A 21217-nucleotide genomic window follows, 5' to 3' on the forward strand; every position below is an offset into this window, starting at 1 on the left:
TTATCAAAGCACGTGGAGCACCAAAGGCACCTTGGAGCCTTCGCGGTAAACGGCATTCATCTTATCTTCGTCCGGCACCCTGACGGTGACATTCAGGGTGAGATATTTGCCGCTTTTGCTGGTGTTGCCGGGGATGATTTCCGGAGCAAGCTTCATCTGTTCCGCAAAGAAGGCGCGGACATTATCATGAAGATCGCCGGAATTCACGCCGATAAACCGGAATTTAACGGAGCAGGGGAATTTCAGCACTTCCCCGAATGCGGTAGTGGCCATATTGCTTTTCTGCCTCTTAAAACCAGCCGGACACGGTCAGGTACATCTGATCCCACATCCGGGACATGAAGCCGCCCTCGGCTACATCGCTGAGAGCTACCAGGGGGATCTCGTAGATCGCCTTGCCGTCCAGAGAAAACGTCAGGGTGCCCATGACCTGTCCCTTGGCAATGGGAGCCCGGAGGGGGGATTCCTTCATGACATAGGTGGCCTTGATGCGCTTTTCGCTTTCCAGGGGCACGGCGAAGGACACGTCATGCAGCGTGCCCAGAGGCACCTCGCTGACGTCGCCGAGACGCACCTCCTTTTTCAGGAGTGTCTGGCCGCCGGCCAGAGGGCTGTAGGGCTCGTAGAAGCGGAGTCCGTAGCGGAGCAGGGCCAGGGAGTTGGCGGCCCGGGACTTTTCGGAAACATCGCCGATGACCACGGAAATAAGCCGCATGCCGTTTTTGTCGTTTACGGCGGAGGCTACCAGATTGTAGCCCACCTGACTGATATGGCCGGTCTTGATGCCGTCCACATGAATGGAGTTATCCCAGAGCAGCCGGTTTCTGTTCACCTGCTTGATATTGTTAAAGGTAAATTCCTTCTGGGAATATATCTGGTATTCCTCCGGAAGATCCTTGATAAGAGCCCGGCCCAGCACTGCCATGTCATAGGCGGTGGAATAATGGTTTTCGTTATAGAGGCCGTGGGAATTCACAAAATTGGATCCCTTGAGTCCGATGCGCTTGCCCCATTCGTTCATCAGGGAGGCGAAGGAGCTTTCGCTGCCGGCGATGTATTCGGCCATGGCGATGCAGGCATCATTGCCGGACTGAATGATAATGCCCTTGTTCAGCATTTCCACCGGCACGGTCTTGCCCACCTCCAGGAACATCTTGGAGGAATCCCCCAGCTTTTTGCCCCAGGCATTTTCGCTGATGGGCACCATGTCGTCTGCATGAATGCGGCCCAGCTTCAGCTCCTGGCCGATAACGTAGGAGGTCATCATTTTCGTGAGTGAGGCCGGATCGATGCGCTCCTCGAAATGCTCTCCCAGAAGCACTCTGCCGGAGGTGTAGTCCATCAGGAGATAGGCCCGGACGTCAGGACGGGGAGGATCGGGGATCTTCTGAGCCGGAGAGGGAGGCGGGAGGGCGCTTTCCTCCGGAGCCTGCGTGCCCGTGTCTGCCAGAACAGATCCGGAGACTGCTCCCGTGAGCAGAAGCGCGTTCAGAATAATCTTAGTCATGTTACCTCCTGTGTTCCTTGTCTGTTTCGGAGTCCCGGGAACAGATCCTGTGATTTCAGCCGGCCGTAAAATATGCATTCTTATAACCCAAATCCTTTATTTTAGCAAGAACGGCGGCGGCCTCCTTTTCAGTAAGAGGCCCCACCTTGACGCGATAGGTGTCCCCGGTCTGCTCCACCCGGGAGGTTTTGCCGGTAACGCTGGTGACCTGGTGGGAGATCTCCCGGGCCTTGTCGGCGGAGGAGGTGGCAAACACCTGAATGTAGGGCTTAAAGCCGTTCATTTCCGCTTCGCTGGTCTGATTGCTGATCTTGCCGGGGTTAATGTACTCCACCCGAACCTTGCCGGTGCCCGGACCTATGATGCCGATATGGGCGGCCGCTCCCTTGGAGAGATCCAGAATGCGTTTTCCGTGAAAGGGGCCCCGGTCGTTAACCCGGACAATGACGGATTTATTATTGGCCAGATTGGTAACCTTAAGGTAGCAGGGCAGGGGCAGATTCTTGTGGGCGGCGGTAAAGCCGTTCATGTTGTAGTGTTCCCCGTTGGAGGTTTTCTGTCCGTGAAAACCCGGCCCGTACCAGGAGGCCAGGCCCTCCTCGGTGTAGCTGTCAAGATTGCGCCAGACCTGAAAATTCTGCCCGAACACCACGTAGTCCTTGTTGCCTCTTTTGCTGAAGGGCTCTCGGGTGATTTTGGCCCCCTTGACTCCGGCAATATCCGGCTCTTTGCTCTGGGGCTGGGGACAGCGGTTGCCGGCTCCGGTGCCGTAGATGCAGCCGGAGGGGGCTTTTTCTCCGGTTTCGGTGACCGGAACATGGGATGACGAGCTGCAGCCGAGAAATAAAGCGGTAAAAAGCAGCATGCTGGCAGAATGGATAATTGTTTTCATGTTCAAGCTTCGAGATGCAAAAAACAAGTAAAAATCCCGGCCCGGGAGTCCGGCACTGCCGGAAGACCCGGGCCGGGCTTTTCCGGCTAAAGCGGGGGATTATTTCTTTTTCGGCTGCGATCCGCCGGAGGGCTTTTTGGCGTCCTTTTTCTTGCCGGGAGCCGGGGCTTTCGCCGGCTTGGCCGGTTTTCCGGCGCCCTCCGCCAGAGCATTCTTGCGATTCAGGTAGCCGTCCCGGATCATCTGGCTCAGCTGATAGACGCTCATGGCGTACAGAGGACTCCGGTTGTAGGTGGTGATCACCCGGAAATTGTGGAAGGCGAGGTGCCAGCTGTAGCCGTGCTCCTCGTCAAAGCGCAGGAGCTTTATGGGCATGGTGTCCTTGAAGCGTTCCGGCACGAAGACGCCGTGCTCCCGCAATTCCGCGGCCGTGCGGGTATCCTTCATCGTTTCCGTCAGCATGAGGGCGGCCTTGTCCGCATCCTTTACCGTGGTGGGGACGGTAACCTCCCAGTTTTTCTTCCAGCCGTGATCCTGAAAGTAATAGGCCACGCTGCCGATAATGTCCCATTTGTTCTTAAAGAGGTCGATATGACCGTCATTGTTGAAGTCCACGCCCCATTTGAGGTAGCTGGTGGGCATGAACTGTCCCATGCCCATGGCTCCGGCATAGGATCCCTTGATATCGCCGTACTGCCACCCCTGCTTATTGGCCAGCTCCACGAATCTCGCGAATTCGCCGCTGAAGTACTCCGCTCTCTTGGGATATCTGAAGCCCAGAGTGTACAGGGCATCCAGCACCCGGAAGGAACCCATGTTCTTGCCGTAAAAGGTTTCCACGCCGATAATGGCCACAATGATTTCCGGGTTTACCTGAAACTTTTCCGCGGCCTTGTCGATAATGGTTTCGTTTTTCAGCCAGAAATCAATGCCCTCGTTAATGCGGGCGGGCACAATGAAGTTTTTGCGGTAGATATACCACGGCTTAGCCTCATAAGGTCTGTCCATGGTGCTCAGGATCTTTTTCTGCAGCTTGGCCTCGGTGACGGCAGCGGTAAGATCGGCGAGAGAGACCTCGTGCTTTGCGGCGAGATCGGCCAGAAGAGCCTCGTCCTCTGGGGTCAGGTCTTCTGCCAGAGCGGCGGTTCCGGCCAAAAGCAGCAGGCAGGCCAGTCCAGATAATATTTTCAAGATATACTCCCAACCTTGCGGTTAATGTGCGGGTTAATGTGAGCGTTTTATTCGCGCTTTAAAGCTGCGGTTTTGGCCGCGCTTCCGAATACAGTTCAGAGATCCGGGTAGCTTTTGCGTTCCTTGTGGGTATGAATGGCCATAATTATACCGAAACCTGCTGACAGAGTAACCATGGAGGTGCCGCCGTAGCTGATGAGAGGCAGCGGAACCCCTACCACCGGCAGGATCCCCGAAACCATTCCGATATTTACAAATATGTAAAAGAAAAACGTCAGGGAAATGGCTCCCCCCAGAAGCCGCGAAAAGGTATTGTCAGCTCTGAGGGAAATATATAGACATCTAGTGATAATGTAAAGGTATATGCTCATCAGAATGCCAAAGCCGATAAGCCCGAACTCTTCGCTGAACACGGCGAAGATGAAGTCCGTGTGGGGCTCCGGCAGAAAGTCCAGCTGTGACTGGGTGCCGTGGAGCCAGCCCTTGCCGTAAACGCCTCCGGATCCGATGGCGATTTTGGACTGAATGATGTGATAGCCGGTATTCCGGGGATCGGACTCGGGATTCAGAAAGGTCAGGATGCGCTGCTTCTGGTAGTCGTGCATGACGAAGTTCCACATAATGGGGAACAGGGATCCGGCCAGAATGATGCCGGCGGCGATCCACCAGATGCTGATGCCGGCCAGAAAAACCACGAACATCCCGGCGGAGGATACCAGAATGGCCGTGCCCAGATCCGGCTGTTTGGCGATAAGCACCGTGGGAATGGCGATGACCGCCAGAGCGGCCACCACCTTCATGAATCTGGGAGGCAGACTGTCCTTGCTGAGCAGGGCGGCCACAGTGATGGGCATGACGATTTTCAGAAATTCCGAGGGCTGAATGCGCATGAACCCGATATTGAGCCAGCGCTGCGCTCCCTTGCTGACATCCCCGAAGAACATTACCGCAAGAAGCATGGCAAGACAGATCCCGAAGAGAGGCCAGCAGAACCTTTCAAAGATCCGGGGATTTATCTGGGCAATGAAGATCATAAGGATAAAGCTGAGTCCGGTGCGCAGAAGCTGCCGGAGCAGCATTTCGTAATGCTGTCCCGAAGCGCTGTAAAGCACAATGAGGCTGAGCCCCAGAGCTGCCAGAAGACCGCCCATAAGAGGCATATCGATATGCGCCCGGTGTCTCAGAGGAACCTTTGCGACATCAAAGGGGCTGTAGGATTCCTGATTTCCTGCCATTTAGTTTTTCCTCTTTTCCTTCATTTTTTCCAGATCCTCCTGCTCCTCCGCCGCCTGATACTGCTCCTTGAGGGCTCTAAGCTCGTCCGCTCCGCAGGGGGTATCCCGGATGCGGAAGTATTCGTCCAGCATGGCCCGGGCGGTGGGGGCGGCCACCTTGCCGGCCCCGCCCATGTTTTCCACAATTACGGCCACCAGAACTTCGGGATCCTCCTTGTTGGCAAAGGCCACAAAAAGGCCGTTGTCCCGGTGGGTCTCCCGGAGAGCGCCGGCATTGTAGCGGGCATCCTGCTTGATCCCCACGATCTGGGCGGTGCCGGATTTGCCGCAGACGCTGTAGCTTGTGTGAGCGAAGGCTCTTCTCCCGGTGCCCTCCGGACCGTTGATAACAAGGCACATGCCGGTTCTGGCATAATCCCAGTAGCGGCTGTCCTTAACCGGCAGGGCGATGGCGCTGTCCGGCGGGATATAGATGTTCGGGCTTACTCCGGTGGGATCCCGGGCAAACTGCAGGAGATGGGGTCTTACGTTTCTGCCGTTCTGGGTCAGAATGGCATGGGCCCGGGCCAGCTGCAGCAGGGTGGAGGTCCAGTAGCCCTGGCCGATGCCGATGGAGACGGTGTCTCCGGGCACCCAGTCTCTTTTGAAGCGTTTCTTTTTCCAGCTTTTGGTGGGCATGTTCCCCAGGGATTCCTCATAGATGTCGATGCCGGTGCTTTTGCCCATGCCGAACTGGTTCATGTAGCGGCTGATGCGGTCTATGCCGGCTCTGAAGGCCAGATCGTAGAAGAAGGTATCCGCCGAAATCTCCACAGCCCGGAAAATGTCCATCCAGCCGTGGCCCCATTTTCTCCAGTCCCGGAATTTATGAGAGGATCCCGGCAGCTGAAAAAACGGCCCGCCGAAGAAACGGGTGGAGGTGTTCACCAGATCCTCATTGAGTCCCATGATAATCATCAGGGGCTTGACCGTGGAGGCCGGGGAGTAGCCGCCCTGAGTTACCCGGTTGATAAGAGGACGGTCGGGATTGCTGAGAAGAGCTCCGTATTCCCGGGATTTAATGCCTCTTACGAAGGGGTTGGGATCATAGGCGGGGGAGGAAAACATGGCCAGAATTTCGCCGTTTCGGGGGTTCATCATGACAATGGCCCCTCTTTTGCCGTGGAGGAGATGCTGGGCCTTGAGCTGCAGGCGGGCGTCGATGGTGAGGGTGATGTCGTTTCCTGGGGTGGGGGAAACCAGGTTCAGGGTGCGGATCTCCCGGCCCCGGCTGTCCACCTCCACCTCCCGGTAACCGGAAATCCCGTGGAGGAGATCCTCGTAGTACTTTTCGATGCCCTGCTTGCCGATGTCGTTGGTGGCGGCGTAATTGTTCAGCTTCCCCCGGGCCTCCAGCTGGGTGAGGTCATCGTGATTGATGCGGGCTACGTAGCCGATGGCGTGGGTAAAGGTCTCAGAGTACGGGTAGTAGCGCTTGAGCTTGGCCTCGATGCGGGCTCCCGGAAAGCGGTACTGATTTACGGCAAATACCGCCACCTGTATTTCGTTAAGATTTTCGGCAATGGTTACCGGCAGAAACTTGCGCTGGTAGCGGGAGCGATCCAGAATTTTGGCAATGTCGTCATCGTCCAGCTCCAGCTTCAGAAGATCCTTCAGGGCGGCAATGTCATCCCGGAGGCCCCGGGAGTTTTCCGGCACGATTTCTAGACTGAACAGCGGCCGGTTGTCAGCCAGAATAATGTGATTGCGGTCGTAGATAAGTCCCCGGGAGGGGGCCTGCGGCACCAGCTTGATGCGGTTGTCGTTGGCCCGGGTCTGGTACTTGCTGTAGCAGATGACCTGAAGATAGGTGAGATTTCCCAGCAGTACCAGGGACAGCATCACCATGAACAAAAAGGCCACAATGAGCCTTTTTTTGAAAAGCCTGCGTTCAAAATCGTTGTTGCGCGGCGGTCTCAGGCGCCGGGAACTCAGGAAAAACATTATAAAAAATTATTCTCGATGGTAGGGAAGGTTTGCGGTAATGCTCCAGGCCCGGTAAAGACTTTCCGCCATGACGATGCGCACCAGAGGATGGGGCAGGGTGAGCCGGGAGAGAGACCAGCTTTTTTCCGCGGCCTTCTTGCATTCCGGGGAGAGGCCCTCTGGGCCTCCGATGAGGATGGCCACGTCCCGGCCGCTCATCTTCCAGGAACGCACCTCCTCGGCCAGCTCCGGAGTGGAGTACATTTTGCCGGGAATATCCAGAGTGATCACCATTGCTCCCTTAGGCACCTGAGCCAGCATGAGCCGCCCCTCCTCCCGGGTGAGCTTTTCCACATCGGCGTTTTTGCCCCGGTGGCCCAGGGGGATTTCCACGAGCTCCAGAGTCATTTCCCGGGGAAAGCGCTTCTGGTATTCCTGGAAGCCCATGGTCACAAAGGCGGGCATTTTAGTGCCCGCGGCAATGAGGAGTATTCTCATAACCCGTAGAGCTGTTCCAGCTGATAGTTTTCCCGGGCAGCCGGAATCATGATATGCAGCACCACAGAGCCGGCGTCCATCAGCACCCAGTCTCCCTTCTGTTCCCCTTCGATGCCGAAGATGGGAATCTTGCGGGATTTGAGAGCCCGGGCCACTCTGTCGGCAATGGCCGCGGTATGCTTCACGGAGGTGCCGGAGCAGATCATCATGACATCGGTTATGTCGGAACGGCCGTTCATGTCAATGGATACCAGATCGCGTCCCTTGATGTCCAGAACGGCGTTTTCAATTTCCTTTACGATTTCCTGCGTGTTCAAAGTAATTGCTTCCCTGATAGTGCGGTTATACGGGTCTGATGGCAAAGTAATCAGGCTTCGATATTGCCGGCAGGGTCAGCCGGGGTGAACAGCGTGATCACAAAGGAAATGAGCGCCAGAATAACGGGAATTCCGGTCCAGCAGAAAAGAAGGTACAGAATGCCGGCGATGGGTCTTCTGGCATAAAACTTATGAATACCTAACCCGCCCAGGAAAAATATTAAAACCAGGTAGATAACCTTGTTTACGGTATGGGATTCGATTGCGACTTCATTACTCATATTAGCAAGACTCCGATTGATTGTATTTGCGATAATGCCGGGTGATTACCCGGCCGTATATTGTATCTCAAACTGCCCCCGGCTTCTCAAAAAGTTACGCCCGCCCTCGGAAAAAAACGTTTTCGGGACAGCAGGAGGATTGAGCGGGAGGACGGGAGGGAGGAGCCGGCGGGGCAGGGGCGATGATGATACGGGGAACCGGGATCGCTGCTAATTCCGGGCCGGAATGGCAATCAGGAGGGCTCGTCCCAAATCCGGGGCCTTTCCTCCATGATTTCCCGAATCCGGGCCAGGGCGGCGGGAGCCAGGAATTCCCGGGCGGCGGCGAAATCGCGCTTCCGGAGCAGCTCTCTTATGGCGGTGGCGCTGATATCCATTTCCGGCGTATCCAGAAAAAAGATCTGTCCCGCCGGGCCTCTTACCGCATTGTCCGGAGAGCGGTATTTTTCATAGATGCGGCGGAGCTCCGGAGGAAGCTCTTCCGGCCGGAGCTGCGAGCCCGGCCGCCTGATAACGGCGAGGTTGCCGTATTCCGGGATCTCTTCTCCGTGAACCCACTTATGGAGATAAAGAAAGGAGTCCATGCCGATAATAAAAACCGGCCATGTTTCCGGTTCCGCGCTTCTTAGTTCCCGCAGAAGCTCGCAGGTGGAGGTGTAGGAGTCCCGGCGGATTTCCCGGTCGGAAACCTGTACTCCCGGAATGCCAGATACTGAAAGCCGGCAGATTTCCAGTCTTTCTTCGTTGGATAGCGCCGGCTGCTTCCGGTAGTAGGGCACCCGGTTGGGTTCCGCGATGGCGGCATCCAGACCGAGGGCCTTCATGCTTTCCCTGAGGAGCATGAGATGCCCCAGATGGAAGGGATCAAAGGTGCCGCCGAGAATGCCTTTTTTAATCATTGGCGCTTAACCTGATTTTGGAGGGGCAGCTCCGGGCTGCCGCGGTTTCGCGGATCAGCATGAGGGCGGTTTTTTCATCAAAGTTTCTGACTGCGAGATCCGCCCGACAGATAAGATCTATGAGATGCCGGAGCGCCGGGGCAGTGAGTCCCTGAGCCGCCTTCTGATAGACGGTTCTTTTCTGGGGCAGGAATTTCAGGATCCGGTGTCCCTCAAAAAAGCTGTTCAGGGGCTGGTTCCGATCCATCAGCGTTCTCAGGCGATAAAGATCCTGCAGGGCCTGGCCGAACTGGCCGATGATTTCCATCACGGGGGTGCCCTCCTGCCTGAGGGAATCGATCATCACCAGCCGTCTTTCAATGGTCAGGGACGGGTTTATGAGAGCATCCTGGAGGTCGTATACCGAAAAGTGATTCTCCGGGCTGATATGCCAGCGGATTTCGTCTGCCGTAACATAACCGCTTTTGCCGGAAAGGGAGATTTTTTCCAGCGTCTGCACCATGGCAAAAAGGTTGCCCTGATAGGAGGAAAGAATCAGAGCCGTGCCCTGAGGATCCAGAGAAAGGCTGAAGGCGCGGGCGCGATCATTGATAAATTTGGTGTATTCATAATCCTTGAGGGGATAGAAGCTTACCGCCAGGCCTTTGGCGGCCAGCTTGCCGAAGGGCTTCCCGGAGCCCAGATCCGCCTTGGAGAGTCTGGGGGTGTTGACGATGGCCAGCAGGGAGGGATTCAGACAGCGTTCCAGAATGGCCAGGGCCTCCCGAAGTCCCTTGCTTTTATTAATGGCGGGGACGCTGAGCACCACCAGAGAGTTTTCCGCAAAAAGACCGGGGCTGCCGCAGGAGTCCTCCAGAAGCTCCAGATCGATGCTGTCCGTGCTGAAGCTGTTGTAGTTATAGCTGGTAAAGCCCCTGCTTTTGGCAAAGTTCACGATGGTTCTTCCGGCATCCTCATGCCAGAAGGGTTCATCGCTGGCAATAATGTAGATCGGAGAAAGTCCGTGTTCGCTGAGATGCTGCTCCAGCTTGTTTCCGTAGATCTGCATGGCTGTTCTCCGTTTACTGCGGCGCTGCTCCTCCGGATTTCGGGGACTCTGGGGTGTTTATCTCAAAATCCTGCATTTCCGGAGCTTTTCTGGCTTCTTCAAGACTCATTTCCCGGGAGTTTTCGGAGGTGGGATCAAACACCACCCGGACGCCATCAGCGGCCGTGCCGGCAGCGGTATCCTGAGATGCCAGACGGGGCAGCACGCCCCAGACATTGCCAAGCCGGATCAGCACCATATCAGCATGGTTTTCTGCCGACTCTTCAATGATGACGCTTTTTTCCGCATCCGTGGAAATAGTGACGCCGGAACGGTTCAGGTAGGAACGGTTCAGGGTATTTGCGATGGCATAGGGGCGATGTCCCGGGGTAAAGAGGTTGCAGGCCACGGAGGTTTTGTAGGTGTATTCCAGATTCTGCGCGTTTCCGGCTACGGAAAGCACCTTGCTGTTCCCCTGCATGGGGCCGCAGGAAAGCACCGGAATGTCTCCCTTGAGATAGCTGGCGTAGCTGCCGATAACGGGGGTTACCTTAACCCCGCTTAATATCAGCTTCTCCTCCAGAATTTTGTAAAAAATATCATTGTCGTCTCCGGCAAGAATCAGTTCCGGACAGCTGTCAGAAAGCTTTTCATCCTGCGGAAGATGAAAGCCGCAGCCGGACAGAATAATGCCTGTAGCAGCAACGGCAAGGAGGGGACGGAATAGCGGGGGAAATATGTTCATAGAGACCTGTGTTAACCGGAAAAGGCCGGAGAAGATCCCCGGCCGCTGTCTTTAAGCGCAAGCTGTCCCGGGCAGTCAGACCGCCACGATGTTCACCAGCTTATCCTTTACGTATATTACCTTTTTAACGGTCTTGCCGTCAGTGAACTTCTTAACTGTTTCATCATTGAGAGCCTGATTTTTGACCTCCTCCTCCGGAACTGAGGCAGCCACGGTGATCCGGTTTCTGACCTTGCCGTTTACCTGCACCACAATGAGACGGCTGTCCTGCTCCATGGCAGCGGGATCGGCCTTGGGCCAGGAGGTCTCGTCCACCGCTTCCTGATGTCCCAGATCCTGCCAGAGGGCAAAGGAGGTGTGGGGAATGATGGGATCCAGAAGCACCACCACCTTGTCGTAGGATTCATAGGCCAGAGACAGGGCGGTCTTCCGGGAGAGATCCAGCTTCTGCAGCTTGTTCAGGAATTCCATAATGGCGGCAATGGCGGTGTTAAAGGTCTGTCTTCTGCCGATGTCATCGGTGACCTTTTCGATGGTCTTGTGAAGCTCTCTTCTGATTTCCTTTTCGGTTTCATTGAGATCCTGCGGATTGTAGGGCTCCGGCCGCGGGGTCTCCAGAAGAGCCTGCACGTTGTTCCAGAGCTTTCTGATAAACCGGAGAGCTCCTTCAACGCCGGATTCCTTCCACTCCAGAGTAAGCTCGGCCGGGGAAGCGAACATCATGAACAGCCGCACCGTGTCCGCGCCGTAGCGATCCACCATTTCCTGAGGATCGATGCCGTTGTTCTTGGACTTGCTCATCTTGGTCATGCCGGCATGGGTGAGATCGTGGCCTTCCTTGTCATGAGCCTTGGTGATATTGCCCTTGGCGTCCTTTTCGCAGAGAGCATCCAGCGGGCTTACCCAGATCTTGGAGCCGTTGTCGGTTTTGTAGTAGAAGGCATCGGCCAGCACCATGCCCTGACAGAGCAGCCGGGTGAAGGGTTCATCGCAGTTCACCATGCCGGCGTCCCGGAGCAGCTTGTGGAAGAAGCGGGCGTAGAGAAGGTGCATGCAGGCGTGTTCGATGCCGCCGATGTACTGATCCACCGGAAGCCAGAAGCCGGTGGCCTTGCTGTCCAGCATGCCATCGGAGTAGTTATTGCAGCAATAGCGGGCATAGTACCAGGAGGATTCCATGAAGGTGTCGAAGGTGTCGGTTTCCCGGAGGGCTTCCTGACCGTTAACGGTTACTTTTGCCCATTCCGGATCTGCCTTGATGGGGCTCACAATGCCGTCCATGACCACATCCTCGGGGAGCAGCACCGGGAACTCCTGAGCGGGAACCACGCTGCCATCGGGCAGGTTTATCATGGGGATGGGAGCGCCCCAGTAGCGCTGTCTGGAAACTCCCCAGTCTCTGAGACGGTAGTTTACCGTGCGCTGGCCCATGCCGATGCTTTCCAGCTTGTCGGCAATGGCGTTAAAGGCGCCCTTGAAATCAAGGCCGTCAAATTCTCCGCTGTTGAAGGTGATGCCCTTTTCGGTGTAGGCGGCTTCGGAAACGTCCGGCTGATCCTGATCTGCGGGGCGGATTACCGGAATGATGTCGAGACCGTACTTTTTGGCGAATTCATAGTCGCGCTGGTCATGAGCCGGCACGGACATTACGGCGCCGGTGCCGTAATCCATGATAACGAAATTGGCCACCATCACCGGAACCTTTCTGCCGTTCAGGGGGTGGATGGCATAGAAGCCGGTGGCCATGCCCTTCTTTTCCATCTTGGCAATATCGGCTTCGGCGATCTTAAGGTTGCGGCATTCCTGAATGAATTCGGCAATCTTGGGATTAACTCTGGCAGCCTCCCGGGCCAGAGGATGCATGGCGGCAATGGCCACGTAGGTAACGCCCATGAAGGTGTCGGGTCTCGTGGTGTAAACCTCCAGCACCTCATCCCGGCCGTCTACCTTAAGCTTGATGTTGAGACCCTCTGATTTCCCGATCCAGTTCCGCTGCATGGTCTTAACGGTTTCCGGCCAGCCCGGCAGATTATCCAGATCCTCCAGGAGCTCTTCGGCATAGGCGGTGATCTTCAGGAACCACTGGGGCACTTCCTTGATCTCCACCGGACAGTCGCAGCGCCAGCAGCGGCCTTCCTGCACCTGTTCGTTGGCCAGCACCGTCTGGTCATTGGGACACCAGTTTACGGTAGAGGTCTTCTTGTAAACCAGCCCCTTTTTGTAGAGCTCGGTGAAAAACCGCTGCTCCCACTTGTAGTATTCCGGCTTGCAGGTGGCGATTTCCCGATCCCAGTCGAAGGAGAAGCCCAGGATCTTGAGCTGCTTCTTCATGTAGGCAATGTTGGAATAGGTCCATTTGGCCGGAGCGGTCTTGTTTTTAACGGCGGCGTTTTCAGCGGGAAGACCGAAGGCGTCCCAGCCGATGGGCTGCATGACCTCCTTGCCGTTGAGTCTCTGAAAGCGGGAAATCACATCTCCGATGGTGTAGTTCCTGACATGTCCCATGTGCAGTCTTCCGGAGGGATAGGGGAACATGGAGAGACAGTAGAATTTTTCCCTGCCGGTATCCATGGAAGCTTTGAAGGTTTTATGCTGCTCCCAGTATTCCTGAACCTGAGGTTCCAGATCGTGAGGATTATATTGTTTGAGAATGACTGTCATATGCTGGCCTGTAGGAATTTCCGGCTCTCTCAGGAGAGACTTTGTAAAAAATGTTGGCTTTGCTGCTTTTGTCCGGCTCCGCAGCGGAGCGGGACCGTGATCCGGGGAGATCTCCCGTCATTAAAAGCGCTCAGGCATTATACACTTATATAGTTATGGGTGAAACTGCAAGATTAATCACAAAATGATTCCGGAGACTCCGGAACGGGCTAAGGGAAACTCCGGAAATGTGAAGATAAGTGTCACAAATCAAGAATTTTTTCCGATTTGTGACACTATAATGGCAGAAATCAGCCTGAGATCCTTGCAAGTAGGCGGGAAGAACATGTATGTAAAGAGAGAAGCTATTTTGCCGGCGTTAACGATGAACGCATTGACAGGAGAAGTATCTACAGGTACCTAGACAAGATGGAAAAGGCCTGTCTGATTTCAAGGGTAAGGAGGTTCGATATTGCCGGAAAAAAAGCCATGTCCTATGTCGAGAAGCAATACGCCGTGGATACTGGCTTCAGAATGATAAACACGAATCTGGTGAATCGCGCGAATCTGATGAACATGGACGTGTCATTCTTTCTGGAAAACATTGTTTACAATGAGCTGCTATCCCGGGATTATGAAGTCTTTACCGGAAAAACCTACCGGGCGGAAATTGATTTTGTGGTTATTTCCGGAGGGCGGAAGTGCTTCATTCAGGTGGCTTATGTTCTTGCCGGTCCTGAAACTATTGAAAGGGAGTTCGGCGCTTTTAAGCCCGTAAGAGATGCCGCTCCGAAGTATGTGCTCTCCCTGGACAGGTTCGATTTCTCCCGGGACGGCATTATGCACATGAACATCATGGATTTTCTGCTGGGAAAGAAGGATCTCGTTCTGGCATAGCAGCCGGAACTGTCCTGAAATGTCAGGATACCATGATGTGTCACAAATCAGAAAAAATTCGTAAATTGTGACAGATGATTCCGGACGCTGCCCCCGCATGTTACTGTCACGGCTTATGCGGCAGCATTCATCATGATTGATTCAGCGCCGTAAGCGACTTGATATAGTCGGGTTTGCGGTCATAGAGATTTTCCGGAAGTCCGCAGGCTGCCGCCAGTCTGGAGGGATCCTCAATTTTGCCGCCAATCCAGCACTTTCCGGAATTCACCTCATAATTAATCGTGATCCCCTGGGTTAAATCCGTTACATCGGCAATGCTGTATTCCCCGGCAGCTATTTTCTTCTTTCTCCGGTCAGACAAGTGTCTCTCCTTCTTCAGCTCATTTTCCAGCCAGGCTATGATGCTGAGAGCCGTAAAAGCTATGACAAACCGGCCTTCCATGCTATTCCGGCGGGAGGCTTCGCCAGCGCCGATGAGAGTCATTTGGCTGGCTGCGAAGCACTTCTCGATGTTTTCGCGCCTTCTGCAGTACGAGTAAGCCTCTTCCGCAGTCATTTCCTGCAATGAAACCAGTACAAAGAAGCCGAAATTCCGGGTATAGTCTCTGATGGCCTCTTCATTGCGTTCGGGCCTTGCGTTATTGTCCGTACCGTTAAAAACAAAGAACTCGCTGAAAGGATTGCGCAGGAGCTCTTGCCGTTCCGATCTCGTAGCTCTTTGCCATATCATCTCAAATAAAGCGAGGTTCTCGGAGAAGTCGTCGTTTTCCTGAGAGCTCTTTTCGTCGTCTCTGAATGCATGCGCCCAAACCGGAAAATCGCAGCCGCGGTGGCTTAGTGTTTCCCTGAAGGAATGTGCGTGAACAGATGTTCCCGGAATAATTGCGGAAGTCTCCCGGAAAGCGTCGTATTTGTCCCGGATCCTGGAGATAAATGACTCATCCAAGTCATTGACAGCCATCAGACAGGGTATGCTTTTAAGGGAGCAGGACAGCAGATTATCCAAGGTTTCGTATCGGCGATCGAAGACAAAAAGGAAATCTTTATCCGGGGATAAGCCCTGAATTATGGGAATCAGATCGCAAGCTGCGGAGCCGTCCGGATAATCACCGTTAAAAAGTTTGTACCGGAGGGGCATCCCGGTGTCCCGATCCGTCAGCACGGAGAGGCGCATTGCCGGAGAGGCGGCTTCTTCGGACAGCGGTGAATTTAAGCTGGTATCCTCCGCATTTTCCGGAATGTTTACGGAATCATAACTGATTGCGGAGCGGGAAGCGAACCTTTGGCTCCGCCGGGAAAACAGCTGCTCTTTCGCGGCATGATTTGTTCCCAGATACGAATACAGTCTGGCCAGCTGTTTTTCGCTTAAATCCCTCTGAAACGGCAGAGCGTAGATTTTGGAAAAGATGGGAAATCTGTTTGCCGAGCTGTCCCGAGCCATGATCCAGTGCATGGCGATGCTCAGAATCTTATTGGCAATCACGGTGTCACCATAGGCCGCCTTCAGATCCTCCAGAATGCCTGAGTTCACCGCGGTGCCGTACAATATGGGAATGGCTTCCAGAAGCCGCTGGTAAACAACGAAGTCAGCAGGAGAACCGGCAGCTTTGTTTTCGGAAGGCTTTGCCGGAGAGTTCGTTTCGGTTTTATTGTCAGCAGGGGCAGCAGCAGTGACATCCGTGATTGCCGCACGGCTCAGACCTCTTTTGGTATACATCCTGTGGTATTCCTCGGAGGTGCAGAACTTATCGTCAATCACCACGCCGATACAGCGCTTGGTGTTCCGGCTTCTCTTCTTGACGGGATCGTAGGCATAGGCTCTGGTGAGAATCTTGTAGCCGTTGGGTATGGACTTCAGTTTTTCCACAAGTCCGTTTTTGGGATTGCCTGCCAGAGCTAACAGACGGGCTTTTTCTTCCGGGGTCTGACCTTTCATGGGTATACCTTAATCAAAAACATGGGTATATGGGCGCGTATACAGGTAAAGAATACGAAAAATTTAACCATTTACCATGGTTATATAGAAAATCGCCTTTTGGATTTTGTGTTATTATCATGGCTCAATATACGCATCTCAAAATAAACAGGTTATGAAATATGGTAAAAACAGTGTCACAAATCATAACGGGGTTTGAATTTGTGACACTTGAAAGTTGCTTAACCAGATTTCATGATACTTGAGCATTATTTTGCAGAGCTTGATCCACAGCCTTTTTAAGCAGTTCGGCAATATTCAGATTGACCGGATATGAATCATTTGATGTATTTTCAAAAACCAGTTTTATCATGGTGCTGACATTATTACATTGGGGAGAAGAGTTTCTGATGAAATGCAATTCCTCCTGAAAGTACTGTGTCATAGAATCCCAATCTGCTATCCAGCACCCATACTTATTTTTGGCCATATAGTATATGTTCCCGGCCCAGCCAGCTTTTGAATAACAGGCTATTTCCAGTTTGGGGCCTTGTGATTGGTTATATTGATACACGCGGATCCATAAAAATTTTGGCGCGTTTTGGACTCTTTGGTTTTTGGTCTTAAAATTTTTTATCGTAAAAGCTATTCCGTCCCGGTATACCTTCATTTCCAATCTTTCTGCAAAGATATTTTGCAGATCTTCGATGAGATTATAACCAGCTTTTATTAACACCTCCGGCGCATTTCCGTCTAAGGTATTTTTGAAATATTCCTCCAGAGAGACGCACGCTCTCTTATTAGATTGCTTATTTATATCGGAATTATCTGACGGCGTTACCGAGGTAACGGAGGTCATGCCCAGTATTTGCGTGATCTTATTTTCAAAATCAGTATCGTCATACAGGGATTTTATCATGTTGAGAAGTTTGGAAATGCTCATCACGGAAGCCATGAGATAGGCGCTGGTCTGGCAGAGACGGTAGACCACCTGTTTCCAGAGGGCGTTGAATTCGTCAATGCCGTTAAGAAGGGCTTTCTTTTCTTCAGTGAGTTCCGGGAGGCGGAATTTCCGGGCGGTATTATCATTCCATTCCGTAAAACACGGTTCCTGAACGATGCGCTCATATACCTGGGGGTAGGCAATCTGCAGACAGACCAGTCCATAGTTCATCAGGCGATCCTGTTCGTTCATCTCTTCTCTTTGATTCCCGGCTTCTGAGACTTGGACATCGCTGATTATTTTAATTAATGAAAGAGTGTTTATCAGTCGTTTTATTGATCTGGGATTGGGGCCTGTTGACAGTCGTGTCATTTCATCGATAATTGAAATGACAGCGGAAGAATTTGAGTCTTCTGACTGATGTAATTGTATTTCCTTGCGTAAGTCCTCAGTGTTGAAATAGCCGATATTTTTCAGTGAATCTTCCAAAAATGAAGTTATATTATAAGACCCAAGCGGCATTGAGAAAGGCATTTGAATTATCTTGTCGAAGAATGAGCGGTAAGCCCGATCATCATGCTCATCGCTATTACTGAATTTTGCCTTGAGACCCTTTACAACCACGTCATAATCAATAGCCAGAACGAATATGCAGTTATCAACCTCGAACATGTTTTTCAGGAGCTCCAGAATTTGCACGGCGCTTTCCGGATTAATGCGATCAAGATCGTCGATAAAAAACATGAAGCCGCGCCGCTGCGGTTCGTTTTCGGGCTGACTTTCCAAACATTTTTTAACCGCCATGGCAAAGGATTCTCTGATTTCATGGGGTGTGGTTTCCTTTAAATTTCCGCTAATGGTGTTCTGCAAGGTTTCGGCAGCGGCATCACCGTTCAGACCTACGGAGTTTACCCCGGCTTTCACTGCGGTTGAAGCAATTACAGTTCCGGTTTTTTTAAGGAAAGACCAGGTCTTATCCCTTAAGTCGCTGGCAAAGGTAGCCGGGGCATTGAGCTTGCTCAGAACGGCAGCGCATTCAGCTGTAAGCCCCTTGATAATTCCGGTCAGAATCTGTTCCGGATTTTGCATCAGGGAATATTCCCACATATTCATCCAAACGCCGAAGTACAAAGGATTATTATTGTCGTCATCGGCATCGCAAAGAATGCTCCGGAGCTGATTCATAAACGATGTCTTTCCGGAGCCCCATTGTCCCTGAATGGCCACGGTGGTGGGCATGGCAGACTGGCTTAAAAAGCGAGCCAGTCCCATGACATATTTTCCGGTGTCAAGTTTGTCATCCTTTGAATTTTTCAGAGGAGAGTCGATAATATTGGTATAATCGTTCATTTTAATAAGCACCTTGTAATATTAATAATTCAATGGCCAATAATATTTATAATAAAATCATTGCCATTGCGGAATTTTTATTGATTTGGGATTAGTTTATGCGCAAGATCCTAAAAAGCTAACCTGATTTCTTTTGGGGTACCGGTTTATTTGATACTTGCTTTGACTGTGGTTTACTCAGACCTAATTTTTCCAGTTCCGCAAATACGTCATTACTGGTATGAACCCAATATGCGTCTTTGCTATCAGGAAGTTTTAATGAGGCATTGGTTTTGCGCCATGCTGACGCTAAATCATCCATAACATCGGCAAAGCTTTGTTCTTTCAGAAGATCGGCATTTTCAAATTTCTTTAATATTCTGGCCGTGATAACTGCAGAAATGAAGTTTACAAATTCTGAGCCGGTAATACTAAAAGTTCCCTGATTATCAGTTAATTCCAGGCATTCATCGCTGTTATATCTTTTAAAGATAAGTTCCGGCAGCCATCTTTCTGCATATGTCTTATATGCAATCAGAGGATCCAGATCCGAATCAGATTCCCATACAGTTAACCCAAAAGTCTTTTCTTTTTCAGAAAAGCTTTCATCATTATAATCTTTGTTATTTCTTGCTTCTATTAATTTAGCAGTTTCTTCTTGGGCAGCTAAATCCGCATCACGGAATGCATATAAATAATTACCGTTTTTGATTTTCTTTTTGCAATACCGAACATTTTCAGAAATCCCATCCAGAACTCCCTGAAACTCCAGCATGCTGTTATTAGCTATTCGTTTATTGCTTTTAATTGGAGCAAGAAAGTGAATTTCAGGGCAAATTTTGAGTGCATCCCTGATCTGATGATAAGTAAATCCTTTATTTGCCAGAATGATACCAGAATTGATGGTACCGGGATTAATGTCATTGTCTTTTATGAAGCTGGTATAAGAAGAAATGTCTCTGCAATTACCGGAAAACATTTCAGCGCAAATCGGTTCCCTGTTTTCTATATCATAGGCGTATATTACTGAATATTCTCTAATCCCAAAATGGCTCTTCTTTGCTTTGCATGAGTAGGAGGATAAATCATTAACAGTGGTGGTATTATTTTTTAATGCGCTGTCTATTGCCAGATGATGTCCGGGGGCTGCTGATTTTATTCTGTGTTTGAAAAATGCATTTAATTTACCAATATCCGCGCCGATTTCATCATACAAGGCCCCTAAAGATTTTTGAGAAAATGATATCCCCGGATAATAAACTGAGATAAACGTCATTTTATAGGCCGTGGACATTCTTTTTGCTGTTATACCCGGACGCATTACCTTCAGGGATGCTATAGCCAGAATCTTGTAAGCTTGAGCAGGGGCGTAAACCTTCAGTAAATCCTCCAGTAGATCATCAGATACTGATTTAATTAATGAAGATGATCCGTATGAGAGCATATCCGGTTTATCACCATCTTCAGGGTTTTTGGATTTCACTAACGGCACGTATTTTCCATTAATGATATGTCCTATAACTTTCCCGTTATGAGGCTGGGGATTCTTGCCGGGGATGTATTTAACAGCGCCGCGCTCTCTCACCGCATAACGTTTCGGACCGTCCTTGCCTCTGTCCTCGACAATGGTGTTTTTTGGTCTGTCTACGGCTCTTATTTCTGGGGGTACCGCCATTACTGTTCCTTTAATTCCGCTGCTGTCAGCCATTTTGTCTGAATATATCGTGGACTTACTCTTTTCCTTTGCTCTTCCCATAATACTTCAAGGCTGTTCCCGTATCAATTCCCGCAGGCTCCCCGTTACCCTGAATACGGCCGGCAGCATATTTTCGGCAGAGTCAGCGAACCTTTATCGGTTCTTTCCTGAAAGTGCCGGAGGCGTTTCCGGTTCCTCTCCGGGATCAGGCATCCCTTTCCTAAAATCTCCCGGGGACGGATATTTAGGGGCGAATGTATTATAATGAGGGGAGTTTTAGCGAGGATGGCTTAATGAAGTTTATTTCTGTTATTTGTCTCGGCGTTATGGCTCTGGCCCTGAATGCCCATGCCGTAACCTACCGGGTTCCTGATGACGGCGGCAGGCTGGTAGGCGAGCTTAAGATAGTAAAGGTTCCCAAGGGAAATGTTTCTCTGGAGTCTATTGCGGCGGATTATCAGATGGGCTTCAGCAATATGCTGGAGGCCAATCCCCGGGTTGATCCCTATTCTCCGCTTCCGGGAACTAATGTGGTTATTCCCCAGAAGCTTATTCTGCCCGATACCGTGCATGAGGGGATTATCATCAATTCCCCGGAAATGCGTCTTTACTATTATCATGACGGCTACGTGGATGTGCTCCCCATCGGCATCGGCCAGCTGGGAAAGGATACTCCCGCGGGATGGGTAACCAAGGTGGAGCGCAAGAAGGACGGCCCCACCTGGACGCCTACCGCCGCCACCCGCAAGGAATATGCCGACAAGGGCGAGCCTCTTCCCGCGGTGGTTCCGGCCGGCCCTGACAATCCCATGGGGCTTTATGCTCTTTATGTGGGGAGACTTTTTGCCATTCACGGCACCAATGCCAATTTCGGCATCGGTCTCCGGGTCAGTCACGGCTGCGTGCGTCTCAGGGATCCGGATATAAAATATCTTTTTGAAAACGTTCCGGTAGGCACCAGAGTGGAGTTTATCAACGAACCTGTGAAGGTAACCCGGGAACCGGACGGCGGGGTTTATGCCGAAATCCATCAGCCGCTTTCCACTACCTTCGAGCAGATCAATTCCGACAATTACTCTCCGATTCACCTTTCCCAGAAAATCAGGGCATTTTTTCAGGAAAACGAGGTGGATACCGCCATTTTGGATCAGGAGTTTAATGAGAGAAGCGGCATTCCGGTAATGCTGAATCCGGTGGATTTCTGAGCGCTGCTTTCTGTTTGGTCTGACCGGCAGGCTGT

At 51.9% G+C, this 21217-nt stretch carries 18 protein-coding genes; 2 read left to right on the forward strand and 16 right to left on the reverse strand.

Annotated features, from left to right (window positions below; translation table 11 throughout):
• Nucleotides 1-3 precede the first annotated feature (3 nt).
• From ACJROR_RS04750 to leuS, 13 genes are all read right to left on the reverse strand, one after another.
• Complete coding sequence (locus tag ACJROR_RS04750; RefSeq protein ID WP_406546096.1) at nt 4-273, reverse strand: DUF493 domain-containing protein; 270 nt, start codon at nt 271-273, stop codon at nt 4-6.
• A gap of 16 nt (nt 274-289) precedes the next feature.
• Nucleotides 290-1507 (reverse strand): serine hydrolase, encoded by a 1218-nt coding sequence (locus tag ACJROR_RS04755; RefSeq protein WP_406546097.1) that lies wholly within the window; start codon nt 1505-1507, stop codon nt 290-292.
• Nucleotides 1508-1562: 55 nt separating this feature from the next.
• Nucleotides 1563-2399: a septal ring lytic transglycosylase RlpA family protein gene (locus ACJROR_RS04760; protein ID WP_406546098.1), complete on the reverse strand. Its 837-nt coding sequence runs from the start codon at nt 2397-2399 to the stop codon at nt 1563-1565.
• Nucleotides 2400-2498: 99 nt separating this feature from the next.
• Entirely contained in the window at nt 2499-3590 is a 1092-nt protein-coding gene (mltB, locus tag ACJROR_RS04765; protein WP_406546099.1) for a lytic murein transglycosylase B, read from the reverse strand.
• Between the two features lie 95 nt (nt 3591-3685).
• Nucleotides 3686-4825: a rod shape-determining protein RodA gene (gene rodA / locus ACJROR_RS04770; protein WP_406546100.1), complete on the reverse strand. Its 1140-nt coding sequence runs from the start codon at nt 4823-4825 to the stop codon at nt 3686-3688.
• Nucleotides 4826-6727: a penicillin-binding protein 2 gene (gene mrdA, locus ACJROR_RS04775; protein ID WP_406546101.1), complete on the reverse strand. Its 1902-nt coding sequence runs from the start codon at nt 6725-6727 to the stop codon at nt 4826-4828.
• A gap of 90 nt (nt 6728-6817) precedes the next feature.
• A complete protein-coding gene (gene rlmH, locus ACJROR_RS04780) occupies nt 6818-7288 on the reverse strand; it encodes a 23S rRNA (pseudouridine(1915)-N(3))-methyltransferase RlmH (protein WP_406546102.1) in 471 nt (156 codons plus the stop codon).
• Nucleotides 7285-7605, reverse strand: a complete 321-nt coding sequence (gene rsfS / locus ACJROR_RS04785) for a ribosome silencing factor (RefSeq protein ID WP_406038343.1) — start codon at nt 7603-7605, stop codon at nt 7285-7287. Before rsfS ends, rlmH begins: the two co-directional genes overlap by 4 nt.
• A 50-nt stretch (nt 7606-7655) precedes the next feature.
• Nucleotides 7656-7886 carry a TM2 domain-containing protein gene (locus ACJROR_RS04790; RefSeq protein ID WP_406038345.1) on the reverse strand — a complete coding sequence of 77 codons (231 nt, stop codon included), beginning with the start codon at nt 7884-7886 and terminating at the stop codon, nt 7656-7658.
• Between the two features lie 233 nt (nt 7887-8119).
• Nucleotides 8120-8785: a nicotinate-nicotinamide nucleotide adenylyltransferase gene (locus tag ACJROR_RS04795; protein ID WP_406038347.1), complete on the reverse strand. Its 666-nt coding sequence runs from the start codon at nt 8783-8785 to the stop codon at nt 8120-8122.
• Nucleotides 8778-9833, reverse strand: a complete 1056-nt coding sequence (gene holA / locus ACJROR_RS04800; protein ID WP_406038349.1) for a DNA polymerase III subunit delta — start codon at nt 9831-9833, stop codon at nt 8778-8780. Before holA ends, ACJROR_RS04795 begins: the two co-directional genes overlap by 8 nt.
• A 13-nt stretch (nt 9834-9846) precedes the next feature.
• On the reverse strand, nt 9847-10557 hold the full coding sequence (locus tag ACJROR_RS04805) for a hypothetical protein (RefSeq protein ID WP_406546103.1): 711 nt from the start codon (nt 10555-10557) through the stop codon (nt 9847-9849).
• 75 nt (nt 10558-10632) lie between these two features.
• Nucleotides 10633-13218 (reverse strand): leucine--tRNA ligase, encoded by a 2586-nt coding sequence (leuS, locus tag ACJROR_RS04810; protein ID WP_406546104.1) that lies wholly within the window; start codon nt 13216-13218, stop codon nt 10633-10635.
• 372 nt (nt 13219-13590) lie between these two features.
• Between leuS and ACJROR_RS04815 the strand changes: the two genes are divergently transcribed.
• A complete protein-coding gene (locus ACJROR_RS04815; protein WP_406546115.1) occupies nt 13591-14094 on the forward strand; it encodes a DUF4143 domain-containing protein in 504 nt (167 codons plus the stop codon).
• Nucleotides 14095-14224: 130 nt separating this feature from the next.
• Here the strand turns inward: ACJROR_RS04815 and ACJROR_RS04820 are convergent, their stop codons facing one another.
• The 3 genes from ACJROR_RS04820 to ACJROR_RS04830 form a co-directional block, all read right to left on the reverse strand.
• Nucleotides 14225-16030 (reverse strand): hypothetical protein, encoded by a 1806-nt coding sequence (locus tag ACJROR_RS04820; RefSeq protein WP_406546105.1) that lies wholly within the window; start codon nt 16028-16030, stop codon nt 14225-14227.
• A 232-nt stretch (nt 16031-16262) separates the two neighbouring features.
• Complete coding sequence (locus tag ACJROR_RS04825) at nt 16263-18302, reverse strand: P-loop NTPase fold protein (protein WP_406546106.1); 2040 nt, start codon at nt 18300-18302, stop codon at nt 16263-16265.
• 118 nt (nt 18303-18420) lie between these two features.
• Nucleotides 18421-20037 carry a transposase gene (locus tag ACJROR_RS04830; RefSeq protein ID WP_406546107.1) on the reverse strand — a complete coding sequence of 539 codons (1617 nt, stop codon included), beginning with the start codon at nt 20035-20037 and terminating at the stop codon, nt 18421-18423.
• A 233-nt stretch (nt 20038-20270) separates the two neighbouring features.
• On the opposite strand from ACJROR_RS04830, the gene ACJROR_RS04835 reads away from it, so the two are divergent.
• Entirely contained in the window at nt 20271-21182 is a 912-nt protein-coding gene (locus ACJROR_RS04835; protein ID WP_406546108.1) for a L,D-transpeptidase family protein, read from the forward strand.
• Nucleotides 21183-21217: the final 35 nt, after the last annotated feature.

The sequence above is a fragment of the Succinimonas sp. genome, assembly GCF_045225735.1.
GTDB lineage: Bacteria > Pseudomonadota > Gammaproteobacteria > Enterobacterales > Succinivibrionaceae > Succinimonas.

Excerpts from the sequence above, each read along its gene's own strand:
- ACJROR_RS04760 (WP_406546098.1), bottom strand. The coding sequence starts at position 2,399 with ATGAAAACAATTATCCATTCTGCCAGCATGCTGCTTTTTACCGCTTTA.
- ACJROR_RS04825 (WP_406546106.1), bottom strand. The coding sequence starts at position 18,302 with ATGAACGATTATACCAATATTATCGACTCTCCTCTGAAAAATTCAAAG.
- ACJROR_RS04755 (WP_406546097.1), bottom strand. The coding sequence starts at position 1,507 with ATGACTAAGATTATTCTGAACGCGCTTCTGCTCACGGGAGCAGTCTCC.
- rodA (WP_406546100.1), bottom strand. The coding sequence starts at position 4,825 with ATGGCAGGAAATCAGGAATCCTACAGCCCCTTTGATGTCGCAAAGGTT.
- ACJROR_RS04820 (WP_406546105.1), bottom strand. The coding sequence starts at position 16,030 with ATGAAAGGTCAGACCCCGGAAGAAAAAGCCCGTCTGTTAGCTCTGGCA.
- ACJROR_RS04790 (WP_406038345.1), bottom strand. The coding sequence starts at position 7,886 with ATGAGTAATGAAGTCGCAATCGAATCCCATACCGTAAACAAGGTTATC.
- ACJROR_RS04835 (WP_406546108.1), top strand. The coding sequence starts at position 20,271 with ATGAAGTTTATTTCTGTTATTTGTCTCGGCGTTATGGCTCTGGCCCTG.
- ACJROR_RS04795 (WP_406038347.1), bottom strand. The coding sequence starts at position 8,785 with ATGATTAAAAAAGGCATTCTCGGCGGCACCTTTGATCCCTTCCATCTG.
- holA (WP_406038349.1), bottom strand. The coding sequence starts at position 9,833 with ATGCAGATCTACGGAAACAAGCTGGAGCAGCATCTCAGCGAACACGGA.
- rlmH (WP_406546102.1), bottom strand. The coding sequence starts at position 7,288 with ATGAGAATACTCCTCATTGCCGCGGGCACTAAAATGCCCGCCTTTGTG.
- ACJROR_RS04830 (WP_406546107.1), bottom strand. The coding sequence starts at position 20,037 with ATGGGAAGAGCAAAGGAAAAGAGTAAGTCCACGATATATTCAGACAAA.
- leuS (WP_406546104.1), bottom strand. The coding sequence starts at position 13,218 with ATGACAGTCATTCTCAAACAATATAATCCTCACGATCTGGAACCTCAG.
- ACJROR_RS04750 (WP_406546096.1), bottom strand. The coding sequence starts at position 273 with ATGGCCACTACCGCATTCGGGGAAGTGCTGAAATTCCCCTGCTCCGTT.
- ACJROR_RS04805 (WP_406546103.1), bottom strand. The coding sequence starts at position 10,557 with ATGAACATATTTCCCCCGCTATTCCGTCCCCTCCTTGCCGTTGCTGCT.